This window comes from Limosilactobacillus gastricus DSM 16045 (genome assembly GCF_001434365.1).
Lineage (GTDB): Bacteria > Bacillota > Bacilli > Lactobacillales > Lactobacillaceae > Limosilactobacillus > Limosilactobacillus gastricus.
This window is the reverse complement of record NZ_AZFN01000021.1, coordinates 22,418-39,249: the sequence shown is the minus strand read 5'-3', so window position 1 is coordinate 39,249 and position 16,832 is coordinate 22,418. Positions and strand designations below refer to the sequence as shown.

Genomic DNA, 16,832 nt, shown 5'->3' with positions numbered 1-16,832 from the left:
ATATTTTCGCCACCAGCAAAAAGATTAGGGGTTGGTAGTCCCATGTATGAGATCTTTGAACCATCAGTACCACCTCGAACTGGGTAAATGATTGGTTTAATTGACAGAGCTTCCATCGCTTGCTTAGCCATTTCCACTGATTCTAAATGACCATTTAAGGCATCTTTTAAATTATAGTATTGGTCACTAATTTTAACTTGAACCCGGTCTTGATCAAAGCGCGCATTCATATCACGGGCAATGGCCTCCAAAGCAGTTTTACGGAACTCAAATAACTGCCGATCGTGATCTCGAATTAAATAGGTCGCTTGAGCGGCATCCACCGTTCCGCCTAATTGATACAAGTGGAAAAAGCCTTCTCGATCCGCGGTCAATTCCGCCCGGTCATGCGTCGGTAACTGATTATGAAAATCAATCGCTAATTGTAAAGCATTGATCATCGTATCTTTAGCCACGCCAGTATGGACATTTTTACCCGTAAAGTTAATCGTTGCTTGCGCCGCATTAAAAGTTTCGTATTCGAGTTCGCCTAAGGGTCCTCCATCAACGGTATAGGCAAAATCAGCGCCAAAATCGTCAACATCAAAATGATCGGCTCCGGTTCCAATTTCTTCATCGGGTCCGAACCCGAGACGAATCTTACCATGCTTAATTCCTGGGTGTTGAAATAAGTACTCGGCAAAAGTGACAATTGCACTAACCCCGGCTTTATCATCCGCTCCTAACAAAGTTGTCCCATCCGTTGTGACCAAGGTTTCGCCAGCATAATTTTTCAAAGCCGGAAATTCCTGCGGTGATAAGACGTATGGAGAGTCGCCTAAGTGAATATCACTAACCCCGTCGTAATTTTCAATTACTTGGGGTTGAATGTTTTCGGCATTAAAATCAGCCGTATCAATATGTGCAATTAACCCCATCACAGGAACTTCTTTATCAAGATTACTGGGAATCGTCCCCGTCAAATAAGAATTCTCGGGGTTAATCTTCGCATCTGTAATCCCAATTGAAGTTAATTCAGCTTGCAACTCCTTTAAAAAGGTAGTTTGCCGCGGTGTGGATGGGATCGTCGCTGACTCCGCATCTGATCGCGTATTTTGCTTAGCATACTTTAAAAACCGTTCTAATAGCCCAGGATATCTACTTTCCATTTGTTAATTCTCCTTACAAATAAATTCAAAAGGATCAGTATTAATATGATTCTCAATAATCTCAAATTTCCAATGATGACTTAACTGCCATTGCTTAAATAACTCTGCCAAACGATGAGTTACCACAGCTTCAATATGATGACCAGGGTCCAGGGCTACTAAACCATTGGCAATCATGTCATGCCCAGTATGATATGAAATATCTCCAGTCACATAAGCATCCGCTCCGGCTTGAAGAGCCTGTTGATAAAAAGATCCCCCAGCGCCACCCAATACCGCTACTCTTTGAATCGTTGAATTAAATGATGCCGGCTTCACTAAACGCAATCCAGCCACCCCAAACACGCTTTGACAATACCTAGTAAAATCATTAATAGTCATCGCGTTAGGCAGCTGACCAACGCGACCCATTCCTACTGGTTGCTTAGTAAAAGGATCTTGTCCAGCCGCTACTAATGGTTCACAATTCGTTAACCCAAGTTGATCCGCTAACCAGTCATTCATCCCTCCGTTGGCTGTATCTAAATTAGTATGAGCAGCGTAAACGGTAATCTGATGACTCAGTAAATCCGCATACATTTGATTCTGGGGATTACGGACATCAAGGTCAGTGGCTGGTTTAAACATAATGGGGTGATGAGCAAAAATAAAATCGACTTGTTGATTAATTGCTTCTTGAACGATCTCTGGACGCACATCAAGGGTCGTCATCAACTTTTGAATTGGTCGATCAGGATTACCAATTTGTAAGCCCACATGATCCCAGGATTCGGCTAATTGAGGACTAGCGAATTGTTCAAAACGATTAATTAATTCGGTTCCGGTTGTCATCAGTTAATACCTCCTGAATCAATTGTAGCTGCGCTTGGAATTCTTTAATCTTACGAAGTGGTGGTTGTTTGGCTTCTTGCATATGGACAATCACTTGAGATAAACGATCAATTTCTCCTTGCCATTTAGCTTGAAAGACCGGGCCCTGATGCATAATTAATTCTGGTCCAAAGGTTAATTCACGGTGATTATAGGCAACTGGCAAAATAGTTGGTTCTGCTACTATAATTTCGTAAAATTGATTGTCTTCGGTCAGCATCCGTTCGGTCATAATTTCAAAGTGGTGTTGAACTAACCAGGTTCGCAACTCACTTTCGCCAACATTAGGCTGAAGAATAAGCCGCTTGACCCCCACCAATTTTTCTGGATGAGCATCCAAAATTTGACTGATTAAACTACCGCCCATTCCACAAATAGTAATTACATCAATCTGGTCAGTCTCCTCAATCGCCGCCAGGCCATCCGCCAAACGAGCTTCTAGGCTCCCTGTCAGATGATGTTTAAGGACTTCTTGTTGGGCGTTTTCAAACGGTCCTTTCACCACTTCCCCAGCAATCGCAAATTCGATTCGCTGATTTAACAGTAAATAAGCCGGTAAGTACGCATGATCTGACCCAATATCCGCCAAACGCGCCCCTTGCGGAACGAAATCGGCGACTAACTTTAAACGTTGAGATAAATGTAATGCATCCATCATTGTACCTCTATCGATCTACTTCATCACTTAATTGCTCAATAGCTGCCTGCGATCCAATAACCGTTAACTTATCGTGATCGTGAATCGTATCAGTCGCCATTGGCATTTCATTTAATTGGTCTTGATGATCTACAATCGCAATTACATTAACATTGAACCGACGCCGAATCTCTAGTTCACCCAAAGAACGGTTAAAAAACTTCGGATTGCGAATCGTAACTTCAGCTAACATTAAATTCTCACTGATCCGCACAAAATCGACCACATTCGGATTTAGTTTACGAAAGACTAATCGCTCCGCAATATCATGTTCTGGCCGAACCACGGTATCCGCTCCAACCCGTTCCAACACCCGCGCGTGGTGAATATTTTCCGCCCGACAGGTTACATCAGGAGCACCTAATTCCTTCACGATTAAGGTTGCCATAATACTAGCTTCAATATTATGACCAATTGAAATGTATACATGATCAAAGTTGCCGACCGCTAATTCTTTTAAGGTTTCTTCTTCTTCAGCATTTGCGATAACGGCGCGGACCACCAGATGCGAAACTTCATTAACGACGTCTGGGTTACTATCAATCGCTAATACTTCCTGCCCAGCTTGCGCTAAGGCACTACAGATAGTCATCCCAAATTTTCCCAGTCCGATGACAACATAACTTTCCTTTTTAGCCAATTAAGACACTCTCCTCTGGATAACGATAGGTTTGTTTTTCCGGTTTAGCATTGAAAATCGAAAACATCACCGTATAAATACCGACCCGACCGACAAACATCAATAACATAATAATGATCTTTCCAATTGCATTTAATGTTGGCGTGATTCCCAATGAGATCCCGGTCGTTCCGAAAGCTGCCACCGCCTCAAACAAGACATATGATAAGGGATCCTTAACCGGTAAGGCCTGGGTTGCTACTAATAACAAGACCGCTGATAAAATCAAGACCACCGAAATAAATAAAAGCGTGAGCGCCCGAAAAATATTTTCTTGGGTGAAACGCCGATGCGCCATGACAGTATCACTTTTTCCTCGTAAGGTTGCAATACTTTGCAAAGCAATTAAACCAATGGTGGTTGTCTTGACTCCCCCAGCAGTCGAGCCTGGAGCGCCACCAATAAACATCAAAATAGTGGTATAACTAATCCCGGCCGAGCTTAAATGATCATATGGAATTGTCGTCAAACCAGCCGTCCGTGGCGTAATCGCCATAAAGATTGTATTGATGAAACGATTAATTGGGGACATTTCATTGGCAAATTGGCTCAAATTTTTTTCCGTAATTAGGTAGACGAGAATGGATAAAAAGACCAGTACCCCACCCGTTCGCAGTGCCAATTTAGTATGTAAGGACATCCGATGGAAGCGACGATACTCGACAATATCTTGCCAAACCAAAAAACCAAAGGAGCCGGCAATAATCAGAATAGCTGTTACGATCAAAAAGTATGGATCATTTTTAAAATCGCTTAAACTATTCCCAAACAGATCAAATCCAGCGTTACAAAAGGCGGAAATGGCTTGAAAGATACTTAACCATAAGCCTCGTTTAAAACCATATTTCGGGACGAGATCAAAAGTTAAAAAAATCGCTCCGATACCTTGAATTAATAAGGATAATTTTATAATCAAATAGACAACCCGAATCTGTGAGAGATGATCTAAGTTCAATGCTTCTTGCGTTAATAACTGGGTGGATAAACGCATCCGCCGTCGGATCAGTAAGAAACCCATTACCGCAAAAGTCATAAACCCTAAGCCACCAACTTCCATCAACATGGTAATCACCAGTTGGCCAAACCAGGTCCAATGTGCTGCCGTGTCAACCAGTAATAAACCAGTGACACAAGTAGCACTGGTCGACGTGAAAATAGCCGTCATCCAGGTAGTCTCTAAACCTGCGCGGGTGGCAATTGGTAATTTCAAGAGAAAAGTACCCACGATAATAACCACGATAAAACCGATCGTCAGGATTTCGGGAAAAGAGTACCGATGTTTATTGATTTCAATCACAAAATTGTCCTCCTCTAATATGTCTATCCTACTTGATTACCGACGTCGGCGCAAATATAGCTTTTATTAAAAAGGCTCCCAAGAAATTTCTTGAGAGCCTATTCTAATAAACTAAAATTTTTCCATATAGGTAGCTAATCGTTCCATCGCTACTTTAATATTATCGTCTGAAGCGGCATATGATAGTCGTACATAACCATCACTTCCGGCTCCAAAGACACTTCCTGGGATTAAACCAACTTGGGCCTGCTCAGCAACATCTAAGGCAAACTTAAAGTCGTCTTTGCCGAATTGATCCGGAATCTTCGCAAAGACATAAAAGGCACCTTGAGGTGTGGCAATTTGAAAGCCCATCTTCGTCATCTTTTCAATAATATAATCCCGCCGTTTCTTGTATGCTTTTTTGAAAACTAAAGGATCTTCCCGGCCATTGTTTAAGGCTTCGACGGCCGCCGCTTGGGTGGCATCATTCACACAGACAACTAAGTAAGAGTGAATTTGAGCTACTGAGCGCATAATCCCAGCGGGTCCAGCCACATACCCCATCCGGTATCCAGTCATGGCATGAGACTTAGAGAGACCACTAACTAAAAGCGTTTGTTCTGGTAATAAGGTCGCTAAAGAATAATGATCTTGATCATAGGTTAAATCACTATAGATTTCATCCGCAATTACTAAGAGTTCATGTTTTTTTAATACCGCAGCTAAATCTTCAAGTTCCGTTTTCGTAAAGGTCCGACCAGTTGGGTTGTTCGGATAGTTCAATAAGACGGCCTTAACTTGATCACCAGCAGCTTCAATTTCATTCTCTAAGCGTTTGGCAGTTAATTGAAAACCATCACTAGAAGTGTCAATCATAACTGGTTCGGCGCCAGCCATTTTAATCAAGGCAAAATACAAAGAGAAAGCCGGTGTCGGAACTAACACTTTATCACCCGGATTCAAAAGTCCATAGGTAATGGAAGCTAATGATTCGGTCGCTCCCACTGTTACCAGTACTTCATCAGCTGGATTATAGGTCACTCCCCGTGAGTCTTTTAAGTAGTCACTAATCGCTTGTCGTAATTCTGGTTTCCCTGAAGCTGGGGCATAGTGAGAATCATTCTCCTCAATACTTTTAATTGCCGCCGCCTTGACATGTTCGGGGACATTAAAGTCTGGTTCGCCCAAAGTTAGTTTGATAATACCTGGAATCGAGGAAATTTGATTATCAAACGATCGAATGGCTGATGGGGCAACTGTATCTAAAAGTTGGTTTCGTAAATTCGTTAAAGTTGCTAAAGTCTCTGGCATCTCATTCTCCTTTTTACAAGATCTGTTCTAACCCGACGACTAATTGATCGAGAGTATGGACTTGTTCGAGGGCTACCTTCACCCCACTCATGAACGATTTGCGATCAAATGAATCTTGACGAATCGTTAAGGCTTCGCCTGCTCCCCCAAAGAGGACTTGTTCATGAGCGACATAACCTGGTAACCGCACCGCATGAAGCTTAATCCCTTCATAATCTCCCCCCCGAGAACCCGCTAATGATTCTGTTTCGTCAGGAGCCGTTTGGTGAGCTGGTCGATTTTTACTGATTAACTTGGCCGTGTTTAAAGCCGTACCTGATGGAGCATCTTTTTTGTCCTCGTGATGCATTTCAATAATTTCTACGTCTGGGAAATACTTAGCGGCCTCTTGGGCAAATTTCATTAACAGCACCGCTGACATCCCAAAATTAGACGCAATCAAACCACCTAAATGATTATCCTGAGTCAGTTTCTTTAATTCTACTTCCTGATCGTCGGTTAATCCGGTCGTTCCCACCACCGGACGATAGCCATGCGTTAACGCGTATTTAACATTCGCATAAACAGCCGTCGGTACAGTAAAATCAAGCCAAATGTCCGCAATTCCAGCTGGAATTTCATTTAATGAAGTAAATAATTGAGTAGAGGCTGGTAAACCATAACTAGTTGGATCTGAATCAGGTAGGTGATGGGCTAAACCAGCAGTGATCGCAAAACCTTCCATGGAATTAACTAACTTAACTGCTTGTTGTCCCATGGAACCATTAAAGCCGGCAATTAAAACTGTTTTCATCTTATTCTCCTAGATCTAATGGTAATTCGTGACTAAAGGCATCTTGCCCTAGCCCTAATGCTTGGGCCAAAGTTTGCTTTTCTTCATCATTAAGTGAAACAATTGGTAATCGGCATGGACCTACTTCAAACCCTTGAGCATTCATTACCGCTTTAATTGGGGATGGTGATGGATACATGAAGCAAGCTTGCATCCGTGGTGTTAACCACCGTTGTAGCTTAGCGGCCGTTGCTAATTCTCCATTGTCTAAGGCGTCATACATGGCCCGCATTTGCTTAGCATAGAGGTGGGCAGCAACTGAAATTACCCCTGCTCCCCCCAGAGCTTTGGCAATAAAGGCTTGATTATCCTCACCACTGAAAACTGCAAAATCATCGGAACTATTTTCGACAATGTATTCAAATTCTTCCATACTTGCACATTGCTTAACCCCAGCGATATTCGGGTGTTGGGACAAGGTAACCACCGTTTCTTGAGCCATCTTTACTCCAGTTCGTCCAGGAATATTGTAAATAATAATTGGCAAGTCAACCTGATCAGCCACTGCCGTAAAGTGAGCAATCATCCCCCGTTGGTTAGGCTTATTGTATGGCGGAACCACCACTAAGGCATAATCAATGCCCTCAATTTGCGCCACCTCATTGGTGAATTCAATCGTTTCTTGAGTATTATTACTTCCCGTCCCAGCAATTACTGGGACCCGACCATTAATCAACTTTGCAAAATGTTCGTAAAGGGCTAATTTTTCGTCATGACTCAAAGTTGGCGTTTCCCCTGTAGTTCCACCAACAACAAACCCCTTATTCCCTAAAGATAATAAATGTTCGGTCAAGCGATCTAAACTTTGGTAGTTAATCCCGTGCTCGTCAAAAGGTGTGATAATTGCCGTCATCAGATCGGCTTGCTTTAAATTCGTGTTTGACATGGCTATTCCTCCAATAAATAATTTTCTTGCATTCGATAATTAATAAATTGTGTGATCGCTTCGATTCCCCTATCGATCGCTCGTTCATCTGGAGTTAGAGTCGGTGCATGCAGTTGAGCATCATCTTCGACCCCTAACCAGAACATGGTTCCTGGGAATTTAGCTAATAAGAACCCAAAATCTTCGCCGGTCATCGCCGGTGCCGTTTCGATGAAGGTTATCTTAGGATTGGCTTGCATAAAAGCAATTAAATGACTGGTTAAGTCAGCATTATTTTCAACCGGCCAATATCCTCCCTGATTTAATTCCAACTTTACATCTACTTCAAAACTTGTGGCAATCCCATCACAAATGGTCTGTAACCGTTGACCAATTTTTTCGATCATCGGTTGGGTCAACCCGCGAATGGTCCCTTCAATTCGCGCATGATCTGCAATTACATTCCGGATGGTACCCGCCTCTAATTTTCCAAGAGTTAAAACACCACTTTGAATGGGATCAATACTTCGTGAAACGATAGTTTGTGCTTGCGTAATTAATGATGCTGCCGCTACAACGGCATCTTTCGCATTCTGTGGAAAAGCGGCATGTCCACCTTGACCTTGAATATCAACGTTGACCTCCGTGGTTCCCGCAAAAAGAGTCCCCATTCGGCAACCAATCGCTCCGGCTGGTAATTCCGGATTATCGTGTAACCCATAGAACTCATCTGGACACCATTCACCGGTAAATAGACCTAATTCATAGGCCAATTTACCACCATTCTTACTTTCTTCAGCTGGTTGAAAGAAGAACAAGAGATTATCAATGGGTTGATGTTCACTATAGTAACTTAAAAGTCCCAAGGCAACGGTCATATGAATATCATGACCACAAGCATGCATTTTCCCCGGCATCTGAGATGCATACGGCAAACCGGTCTGTTCGGTCACTGGTAGAGCATCAATATCGGTACGATAACCAATCGTCCGTCGAGGGTTAGTTCCCGCTACCCGAACCATAACCGCAGTGGGTAATTCTTTGGGCACCCGAATGGTTAAATAAGTTTGATCAAATTGCTTAATAACTTCTAACAAATAATCATGGGTTTGATATTCTTCTAAGGCTAATTCAGGAATTTGATGGAGATGGCGACGAATTTGAATTAATTCATCATGGGTTAACTGACTCATTCGATTTGCCTACAGCTTTCTTAAATCATCTTCTAAACCGGTTTTACTTGTCGTTTGATCGTCGACTTGTTTAACCACCCGCGCAGGAACTCCCGCCACGACTGTCTTGGGAGCGACATCTTCGGTCACAACAGCCCCGGCAGCTACCACGGCACCTTCACCAACATGGACTCCCTCAATGACCACTGCATTGGCCCCAATTAAAACATTGTCGTCGATTCGAACTGGTTCAGCTGAGGCAGGTTCAATTACTCCTGCTAAAACCGTTCCAGCACCAATGTGGCAGTGCTTTCCGACAATGGCCCGACCACCAAGGATCGCTCCCATATCGATCATTGAATCCGCACCAATTTCTGCTCCGATATTAATGGTTGCCCCCATCATGATGACCGCATTGTCACCAATCACCACTTGATCACGAATCACGGCTCCTGGCTCGATCCGAGCATTAATTTCTTTTAAATCTAACAATGGAACGGCTGAATTCCGAGCACTGTTTTCAATTCGGACAGAATTAAAATTATCTTGATTTTGATTCAAAAATGGTTTAACCACTTGCCAGTCACCAAATAAGGTTCCCGTCTTCGTTTCCACAAAAGCATCCACCCCATCAGGATAAGTAAGTTGATCTAATTGTTCACCCTTGACATAGACCTTAACGGGGGTCTTTTTAGGTGCCGTTCCGATATAGTTAATAATTGTTTGTGCATCTAGTTGTGCCATAGTAATACTCCTTTAAGCTTTTTTAATTCAATTCGTATGGAAGGTCTAAACGTACCATGTCTTCCCAAGTTTCGCGCTGGATTACAAGTTGAGATTGACCATTTTCAACAAATACCACCGCCGGCCGTGGATTCCGATTATAATTAGAAGCCATCGCAAACCCATAAGCTCCCGTATCTAGCATCGCTAAGACATCACCAGGTTCTGTCTTTGGGAGGGCTTGTGAACGACTTAAAATATCTCCTGATTCACAGTATTTACCGGCAATTCGCACGGTTTCAACATTTTCTGCTGCCGGATCTTTAGCTAAGACCGTTTCATATTCCGCTTCATACAAGGCAGGTCGAATATTGTCCCCCATTCCGCCATCTACGGATAAGAAGGGGTTATATCCTGGGATATCTTTACGCGAGCCAACCGTATATAAATTGTAACCAGCTGGTCCAACAATTGAGCGCCCTGGTTCAATCCAGATCCCCGGTTCGGGAATTTTAGCAACTTTTGCTGCTTTCTTAACGGCTTTTACAATTGCATCCACAAATTCTTCGGGGGCTAAGGGATGGTCATTTTCAACATAACGAATCCCAAAGCCACCACCAACATTTAAGATTTCAGTTTGATAATTAAATTCACTTTGCCAATGCTTAGCAACTTCCACTAATTTATTGGCTACTCCTTCAAAACCGGCGACCTCAAAAATTTGTGACCCAATGTGAGCATGAATTCCCTTCATCTGAAAGCGAGGATTTGATAAGACTGCTTGTAAGGCTTGATCGGCTTGACCCGATCCTAAATCAAAGCCAAATTTACTATCAACTTGTCCCGTTTGAATGTATTCGTTCGTGTGGGCGGAAATTCCTGGCGTTATCCGTAACATGACTGGCGTTTGTAAATCCAGTTCATCTAACAGTCGACTGAGTAATTCAATTTCATAGAAATTATCAATGACAATCATCCCAACCTGGTGGTCCAAAGCCAGCCGCAATTCAGCTTCTGATTTATTATTCCCATGAAAAGTAACCCGATCCATTGGAAAGCCAGCCTTGATCGCTGTCATTAATTCGCCACCGGAAACCACGTCGATATGTCCGTGTTCTTGATTGACGACTTGATAAATCGCTATTGCAGCAAAGGCTTTACTGGCATAGGAGACTTCAGATTGGACGTGGTTAGCTTCAAATACGGCTTGAAAACGATGAATCTGCTCCCGAATCTGGGCAACATCATAAACAACTAACGGGGTCCCGTATTGTTCTGCCAGTGTCAGACTATCAACTCCGCCAATTTGTAGATGGCCTTGACTGTTAATTTGATCTGGACGAATCTGATCGTTCATAAAATAATTCTCAACTTTCAACATATAAAATAAAAACCCGGATTACGCTATGTAATCTGGGTTAAAAATCATCTTAACTCGTCAACGATAGCGCAACGTAAGGATGCCCTTACGACAGTCCGTGATCTCTTAAATCACGCCCCAGCAAATTGAAAGTGCCAATTTCAACGCTTCGGCAATCGCCCCTTTCCCTATTCTTCATAGTTTGGCGACTCTGAATAGGTACTCTTGTTGACTGCGCCTCTGTCTGTTTACTCAATAGTTTACCGACCGTCATTATTAAAGTCAACCAATTCTTAAGGCAAATCTAATTTAAATGGCAATTTACTGCTTAAACCTTTGCTGATCAAGTAAACAATGTTAAAATTTAATTAAAACTGATTTTTAAAGGTGGTAACTAATGAAAGTTATTAAGTTCGGTGGAAGCTCCCTTGCTAATGGTGATGCTTTTGCTCAAGCAATCTCAATTATTCAAGCTGATGATGAACGGCGTGTTGTCGTAACCTCTGCTCCAGGGAAACGGTTTGACGATGACATCAAAGTTACGGACTTATTAATTAATTTTGCCAAATTAACAATTAATGGTCACAATACTCAAGATGTGGTCGCCTCTATTTTCGGTCGTTATCAATCTATTGGCCATCATTTCCATGTTCAAGATAATGACTTACAGGCCATCCACGATCAACTAGTCGCTCTCCCTAAGCAGCACTATCCAAATAATGATTACCTCATGGCTGCTTTTAAAGCGCATGGGGAACGTTTAAACGCCATGTTAATGGCCATCATTTTAAACCATCAAGGAATTAAGGCTCGCTTTATTGACCCCTTAGACGCTGGTTTACGGGTTACCGGGACCCCTAATAATGCAGTCGTTAGTCCAGAAGCTTACATTAATTTAAGCAATCTTCAATATTCAGACGATGAACGCTTAATCTTCCCTGGCTTTTATGGCTATTCCTTATCTGGTTATATTGCTACTTTTTCTCGCGGTGGATCTGATGTAACGGGAGCGATTTTAGCACGGGCTTTTCATGCCGATATGTATGAAAACTTTACTGATGTCGATGCCATTTATTCAGCCAATCCTAAATTCGTTCAGGATCCGTTGCCAATTCAACGGATGACCTACCGAGAAATGCGGGAATTATCTTACGCAGGCTTTTCTGTTTTCCACGACGAAGCATTGATCCCAGCTATTCAAGGACAAATCCCGATTAACGTTAAGAATACTTGGCATCCTGAAAAACCGGGAACTTTCATTGTTCCAGAAAAGAATTTTAAACCTGATCATATCATGACGGGAATTGCCAGTGGACGCCATTTCTCAGCCCTGTACTTACACAAGTATCTTTTGAATAAAGAGAATGGTTTTACCCTCCGGATTCTCCAAATCTTGGATCGCAATGGGGTTTCATACGAACATATGCCATCTGGGATTGATGACATTACCATCATCTTTGATCGGAATAAACTGAGCGACGAACAAGTTGATATCGTCTGTAGCGAAATTCAAAGTGAGGTCAATCCGGACCGTTTGGAATGGATTGAAGACTACGCCATTATCATGGTAGTTGGTGAAGGAATGGCCAACCGCGTTGGGGTCATGCGGGATATTGTGGTCCCGGTTGCCGAAAACAACATTTCACTCTCAATGGTAAACCAGGGTTCATCTGAAATTTCGATTATGATTGGGACTCACCGTAAAGACGCCATCAATGCCGTCCGGGCAATTTATGACTACTTCTTTAACCAATTGGAGGATGAACAATAATGGTCACCTTACTAAAGGTTCATGGTTCCATGAATCAATTCTTCATCTTAGATCAGACCTTGTTAGATCAGCCCCTGACTGATGATGAACTGAAAAAATTAGCGATGCAAATGACTAATTCAACCACCGGAATTCTCAACGGTGCCGATGGCATTTTAGTAGTTGATCAGTCTGATCATCCGGACGTGCTCGGTAAAATGCGAGTAATCAACGCTGATTCAAGTGAAGCCTCCATGTGTGGTAATGGCTTACGCACCGTAGCTCGTTACCTAGCAGAAAAGACCGGTCGAAATTCGTTTAAGGTTGAAACCATGTACGCTGATTTACAGGTTCGTCAAGAATCTGATTTTGCGACGGGAGTGCCCGCCTTTGCAGTCGAAATTTCCCCAGTTAAATTCGATAAGACAGCGCTACCCTTTGACAATCTCGGTCATGAGCGTCTCTTAGATACTTGGGTTCCCGAACTAGCTCCGGGACTCAAGTTTAGTTCCCTTGCCGTTCCCAATCCCCATCTAATTAGCTTTATGGATCACGATCAGTTAATGGGTGATCTCTTAGGTGAATTAGGGGCACGTTTAAATGGTGAGAATCCCTACTATCCTGATGGGGTTAATGTTAACTTTGCCGAAATTTTAGGATCAAATCGGATTTTTGTGAAAACATTTGAACGGGGTGTTGGTTTCACCAATGCTTGTGGAACTGGGATGTCTGCTACTTCCCTAGCTTTTGCCCTTACCCATCCTGATTTAGGAAAGTTTGAAGAACCAATTAGCGTCTTCAACCCAGGTGGTATGGTTAAAACAATCCTGCATGAAAGCCAAGGTCAATATTGGATTGAACTAATCGGGAATGCGACTGAAACTCATCAGATTCAAGTTGATGAAGCCTTGCTACATCAAGCCAAGGTAACGACGGGTCAAGTGACAATTAGCGAAACTAATGAACAGGCCGCTTACGATCAATTTATCTCAACCATCAAGCCATAAGAAAAGACCAAGCTGAAAAGGAAATTCCTTTCAGGCTTGGCCTTTTTAATATGATTCAATTAATCTGAAGCGCCGGCATCCGCGTCCACACTGTCTGGAATACCATTAGCAGCATCGTCTTCTTCGGAAGAAGCCCCGGCATCCGCGTCCACACTAGGTTCGACTTTAGCCACCGGACTAGCAGGACTTGTGGTTTCTTCTTCTTCACCAGAAGCGCCCGCATTCGTATCAACTGCCGGTTTGGCAACTGGAGCACTCGTTTCTTCGCTATCACTAGCGCCAGCATCCGCGTCTGTTTGGCTAGCTTCTACTGACGGGCTAGCCGGCTTGCCACTAGCACCGCCATGTGCATCAACCTTAGCATTAGGATCAGCGACCAGTTTTTGACCTGTCATTTCCAAATATTGGGCAACAATTGGCCAAATATCAAGGACCCATTCGTTAATTCCACGGAATTTGCCTTCTTCATCAGCCATCCGCTTGTAATAGTGCATGAGCCATTTTTCGTTCACTTTATTCCCAGGAACTGGCATCTTAACCAAGTCCGTCTTGTTGTAACGAAGTTGGTTAATCACTCGCTTAACACCATTCATGGCCCGTTGTGGGTGCACTTCACTCATTGGCATCCCAGTTTGCCATGGATAACGTGGTGCTAACATATCATCGCGATCAAGGTAGTGGTTGTAGTAAATGAATTGATCGTTATCATCCATGTAGGTTAATTCCATCGGCATGGTTTTTAAGAACCAATTTAATTGATTAACACTCAATACCCCACTGTCTAATTTAACGTAATCAGTATCCTCAGCAGCATGAGTCTTAGCAGCCGCTTGGTTAACCCAATCTTTTGACATCATATCAACGTCAATGGTCGTGTCTGTAATACCAGAAGCGGTTAAGTCTTCCTTCGTCCAGTCAGCAGCTTCTTCAGCCGAAACAGCGTTAATCGTGTTTACCCATTCAGTAAACTTAACTAGGACACTATTTAAGAACTTAATCGTCCCTTCATCATTCAGATTCCCTTGCTCATCAAATTTTTCTTTACAATTACCGAGCAAAAAGTCATTTCCCGGTAAAGCAATAGCATTTACTCCTGGAGCGTCTAAGATATCACGTAAATCCATTTGAGCCCGGGAAGTCCCTTGAATGTGATAACTAGCTCCCACAATCAAGACAGGCTTGTCTTGAAATGGATGAGTATCAGTTGAGAGCCATTCCAACATACTCTTCATTGCCACAGTCGTAGTGTGATTATGTTCTGGCGTAGCCAAAATCACCCCATCAGCCAGTTTGATCTTCCGGTCTAATTCCACTAATTGATCAAAGTCCTTGTAACTCAAATCACGGTCAAAAAGTGGTACTTGATCAAGAGATAGGACTTCAATATTAGCTACATCACTGTAAGCCTTCGCCATAAAATTGACTAATTTCTTGTTATATGAATCTTCCGCAATCGAGCCCGCAATCGCAACTAACTTCATTGTTCGCTCCTCCTTATTCCGCTTCGCCAACTTTAGCGGCATCTGCTTCAGCAACTTGGTTAACTTGGGCTAACTTAGCCATCAAGTCAACAAATACTTCAAATTCAGCAAATAGTTCATCAAACCGCTTGACCAAAGCAGGATCTTTTAAATTACCTTCTTCGTCAAAGGCATTCAATGACCGACTAACCATGAAATCAGAACTAGCCATCGTTTGCGCGTGAATTTCTGGAGCATCTAACATCCGCCGTAAATGGCCTTGAGCCCGGGAAGTCCCTAAGGCACCAAATGAAGCTCCCGTAATCATAACTGGCTTATTATCGAATGGATGGATCCCATATGAAAGCCAAGCAAAAGTATTCATAAGCGCTGCTGGAATGGTGTGATCATATTCAGGAGTTGAGATAATCACCCCATCAGCCGCAGCAATTTTATCAGCGACGGCTTGCACCCCTTCTGGTAGTTTTCCATTTGGTGTCTTTTGGAAGACTGGCCAGTTGCTGGCATCAATAATTTCTACTTCCGCCCGATCGGCTAAATGATTTTTAATAAAGTGAATCAACTTGGTGTTGGTCGATCCTTTCGCATGTGTCCCTGCGATTCCGATATAATGTTTCATATTGCTTCCTTTCCGTTTATATAAAATAGTAATATTTATATGTAAATAATATCACAAATTTAGGAAAAGGTAACCTATTTATAATATCTTATTTCCCCCTGCTGATCGATGGTTAAGATCGTAATTCCGGGAAATTCATTCAGCCAATCATTCAATTGTGAAGGAACTAATCCAAAGCACATGGTGGTTAGGATTTCACCCAGGACGGCTTGGTGGCCTAAGACGGTCAGACTCATAATTGACGTCTCAATAGGATACCCAGTTTGGGGATCTAAAATATGGTGATAGGTTCGACCACTTTTTATTAGCTGGCGTTCATAGACCCCTGAGGTCGTCATGGCTTCGTCCTTAAGGGCTAGAATAGTCGCATAATCAGTTCGTTTACCACGCGGATCTTGGAGACCGACATGCCATTGATCATCGGAATTATTGGCATTGCCACCAATCGTTACAATACTGCTACCACCAAGATTAATAAGGGCTGATTCAACTCCAGCAGCTTTCAATTTGATTGCCAGCTGATCCGCAAAATAGCCCTTGGCAATTCCACCTAGGTCAATCTCCATCCCCGCCTGTTTTAAATAGACAGCATGATTTTGATCGTCTAATTCAATTTGGTGGGGATCAATTAATTTTAAGGTCGTTTGGATTTGTTCTGGAGTTGGTACCTGAGCATCGTTAAAGCCAATGTGCCATAGTTTTACCAAAGGACCAATCGCGACGTTAAAATAACCACCCCGACAACTATATTTAACCGCTAACTTAATCAGGTCATATAGATCTTCATCAACCCGCATTGGGCGGATACCGGCCAATTGATTTAATTGCATCAATTCTGATTGATCATTATTAGCAGAGAATCGCTCTTGATAGTCCGCTAACTGCTTAAAACAATCTGCAATCAGTTGTTCTCCATCAGGGTGATCAATTTTGATGGTAATCGTTGATCCCATTAAATGGGTACTTGCTTCTGCTATAATCTTAATCCCTTTCTATACAAAAAAAGAGTCCAAAGGTCCGATGACCTCTGGGCTCTATT

The 16,832-nt window shown here is 42.7% G+C and carries 16 protein-coding genes and 1 riboswitch; of the genes, 2 read left to right on the top strand and 14 right to left on the bottom strand.

Annotated features, from left to right (window positions below; translation table 11 throughout):
- From pepT to lysA, 11 genes are all read right to left on the bottom strand, one after another.
- Positions 1-1,148: peptidase T (gene pepT, locus FC60_RS07500; RefSeq protein WP_056937795.1), on the bottom strand; the 1,148-nt coding region annotated here is incomplete at its 3' end.
- 3 nt (positions 1,149-1,151) lie between these two features.
- Positions 1,152-1,979 carry a Nif3-like dinuclear metal center hexameric protein gene (locus FC60_RS07495; protein ID WP_056937794.1) on the bottom strand — a complete coding sequence of 276 codons (828 nt, stop codon included), beginning with the start codon at positions 1,977-1,979 and terminating at the stop codon, positions 1,152-1,154.
- Positions 1,954-2,673: a tRNA (adenine(22)-N(1))-methyltransferase gene (locus FC60_RS07490; RefSeq protein WP_056937793.1), complete on the bottom strand. Its 720-nt coding sequence runs from the start codon at positions 2,671-2,673 to the stop codon at positions 1,954-1,956. Before FC60_RS07490 ends, FC60_RS07495 begins: the two co-directional genes overlap by 26 nt.
- Positions 2,674-2,683: 10 nt before the next feature.
- Positions 2,684-3,355, bottom strand: coding sequence for a potassium channel family protein (locus FC60_RS07485; RefSeq protein ID WP_007121640.1), 672 nt, complete (start codon positions 3,353-3,355; stop codon positions 2,684-2,686).
- Complete coding sequence (locus FC60_RS07480) at positions 3,348-4,691, bottom strand: TrkH family potassium uptake protein (RefSeq protein WP_056937792.1); 1,344 nt, start codon at positions 4,689-4,691, stop codon at positions 3,348-3,350. The genes FC60_RS07485 and FC60_RS07480 overlap by 8 nt, the downstream gene beginning before the upstream one ends.
- A gap of 111 nt (positions 4,692-4,802) precedes the next feature.
- Complete coding sequence (locus tag FC60_RS07475; protein WP_056937791.1) at positions 4,803-5,984, bottom strand: aminotransferase class I/II-fold pyridoxal phosphate-dependent enzyme; 1,182 nt, start codon at positions 5,982-5,984, stop codon at positions 4,803-4,805.
- Positions 5,985-5,997: 13 nt separating this feature from the next.
- Complete coding sequence (dapB, locus tag FC60_RS07470) at positions 5,998-6,777, bottom strand: 4-hydroxy-tetrahydrodipicolinate reductase (RefSeq protein WP_056937790.1); 780 nt, start codon at positions 6,775-6,777, stop codon at positions 5,998-6,000.
- Between the two features lies 1 nt (position 6,778).
- Entirely contained in the window at positions 6,779-7,702 is a 924-nt protein-coding gene (gene dapA, locus FC60_RS07465) for a 4-hydroxy-tetrahydrodipicolinate synthase (RefSeq protein ID WP_056937789.1), read from the bottom strand.
- A 2-nt stretch (positions 7,703-7,704) separates the two neighbouring features.
- Positions 7,705-8,874, bottom strand: coding sequence for an N-acetyldiaminopimelate deacetylase (locus tag FC60_RS07460; RefSeq protein WP_056937788.1), 1,170 nt, complete (start codon positions 8,872-8,874; stop codon positions 7,705-7,707).
- 9 nt (positions 8,875-8,883) lie between these two features.
- Complete coding sequence (gene dapD, locus FC60_RS07455) at positions 8,884-9,597, bottom strand: 2,3,4,5-tetrahydropyridine-2,6-dicarboxylate N-acetyltransferase (RefSeq protein WP_056937787.1); 714 nt, start codon at positions 9,595-9,597, stop codon at positions 8,884-8,886.
- A gap of 22 nt (positions 9,598-9,619) precedes the next feature.
- Positions 9,620-10,933, bottom strand: coding sequence for a diaminopimelate decarboxylase (lysA, locus tag FC60_RS07450; protein WP_056937786.1), 1,314 nt, complete (start codon positions 10,931-10,933; stop codon positions 9,620-9,622).
- A gap of 80 nt (positions 10,934-11,013) precedes the next feature.
- A riboswitch (Lysine riboswitch) is annotated at positions 11,014-11,187 on the bottom strand.
- A 146-nt stretch (positions 11,188-11,333) separates the two neighbouring features.
- Between lysA and FC60_RS07445 the strand changes: the two genes are divergently transcribed.
- Positions 11,334-12,707, top strand: a complete 1,374-nt coding sequence (locus FC60_RS07445) for an aspartate kinase (RefSeq protein WP_056937785.1) — start codon at positions 11,334-11,336, stop codon at positions 12,705-12,707.
- Complete coding sequence (dapF, locus tag FC60_RS07440) at positions 12,707-13,693, top strand: diaminopimelate epimerase (RefSeq protein WP_056937784.1); 987 nt, start codon at positions 12,707-12,709, stop codon at positions 13,691-13,693. Before FC60_RS07445 ends, dapF begins: the two co-directional genes overlap by 1 nt.
- Positions 13,694-13,752: 59 nt before the next feature.
- Here dapF and FC60_RS07435 read toward each other — a convergent pair whose 3' ends face one another.
- From FC60_RS07435 to FC60_RS07425, 3 genes are all read right to left on the bottom strand, one after another.
- Positions 13,753-15,174, bottom strand: coding sequence for an NAD(P)H-dependent oxidoreductase (locus tag FC60_RS07435; RefSeq protein WP_056937783.1), 1,422 nt, complete (start codon positions 15,172-15,174; stop codon positions 13,753-13,755).
- A gap of 13 nt (positions 15,175-15,187) precedes the next feature.
- Positions 15,188-15,793, bottom strand: coding sequence for an NADPH-dependent FMN reductase (locus FC60_RS07430; RefSeq protein ID WP_056937782.1), 606 nt, complete (start codon positions 15,791-15,793; stop codon positions 15,188-15,190).
- A 74-nt stretch (positions 15,794-15,867) separates the two neighbouring features.
- The gene (locus tag FC60_RS07425) at positions 15,868-16,746 is read right to left on the bottom strand and encodes an FAD:protein FMN transferase (protein WP_056937781.1); all 879 of its coding nucleotides are present in this window, start codon (positions 16,744-16,746) and stop codon (positions 15,868-15,870) included.
- Positions 16,747-16,832 lie beyond the last annotated feature (86 nt).

What these genes read in the sequence shown, in the direction of transcription:
- FC60_RS07495 (WP_056937794.1), bottom strand. Translation starts at nt 1,979, where the DNA reads ATGACAACCGGAACCGAATTAATTAATCGTTTTGAACAATTCGCTAGT.
- FC60_RS07490 (WP_056937793.1), bottom strand. Translation starts at nt 2,673, where the DNA reads ATGGATGCATTACATTTATCTCAACGTTTAAAGTTAGTCGCCGATTTC.
- FC60_RS07475 (WP_056937791.1), bottom strand. Translation starts at nt 5,984, where the DNA reads ATGCCAGAGACTTTAGCAACTTTAACGAATTTACGAAACCAACTTTTA.
- dapB (WP_056937790.1), bottom strand. Translation starts at nt 6,777, where the DNA reads ATGAAAACAGTTTTAATTGCCGGCTTTAATGGTTCCATGGGACAACAA.
- dapA (WP_056937789.1), bottom strand. Translation starts at nt 7,702, where the DNA reads ATGTCAAACACGAATTTAAAGCAAGCCGATCTGATGACGGCAATTATC.
- FC60_RS07460 (WP_056937788.1), bottom strand. Translation starts at nt 8,874, where the DNA reads ATGAGTCAGTTAACCCATGATGAATTAATTCAAATTCGTCGCCATCTC.
- dapD (WP_056937787.1), bottom strand. Translation starts at nt 9,597, where the DNA reads ATGGCACAACTAGATGCACAAACAATTATTAACTATATCGGAACGGCA.
- lysA (WP_056937786.1), bottom strand. Translation starts at nt 10,933, where the DNA reads ATGAACGATCAGATTCGTCCAGATCAAATTAACAGTCAAGGCCATCTA.
- FC60_RS07445 (WP_056937785.1), top strand. Translation starts at nt 11,334, where the DNA reads ATGAAAGTTATTAAGTTCGGTGGAAGCTCCCTTGCTAATGGTGATGCT.
- dapF (WP_056937784.1), top strand. Translation starts at nt 12,707, where the DNA reads ATGGTCACCTTACTAAAGGTTCATGGTTCCATGAATCAATTCTTCATC.
- FC60_RS07435 (WP_056937783.1), bottom strand. Translation starts at nt 15,174, where the DNA reads ATGAAGTTAGTTGCGATTGCGGGCTCGATTGCGGAAGATTCATATAAC.
- FC60_RS07430 (WP_056937782.1), bottom strand. Translation starts at nt 15,793, where the DNA reads ATGAAACATTATATCGGAATCGCAGGGACACATGCGAAAGGATCGACC.
- FC60_RS07425 (WP_056937781.1), bottom strand. Translation starts at nt 16,746, where the DNA reads ATGGGATCAACGATTACCATCAAAATTGATCACCCTGATGGAGAACAA.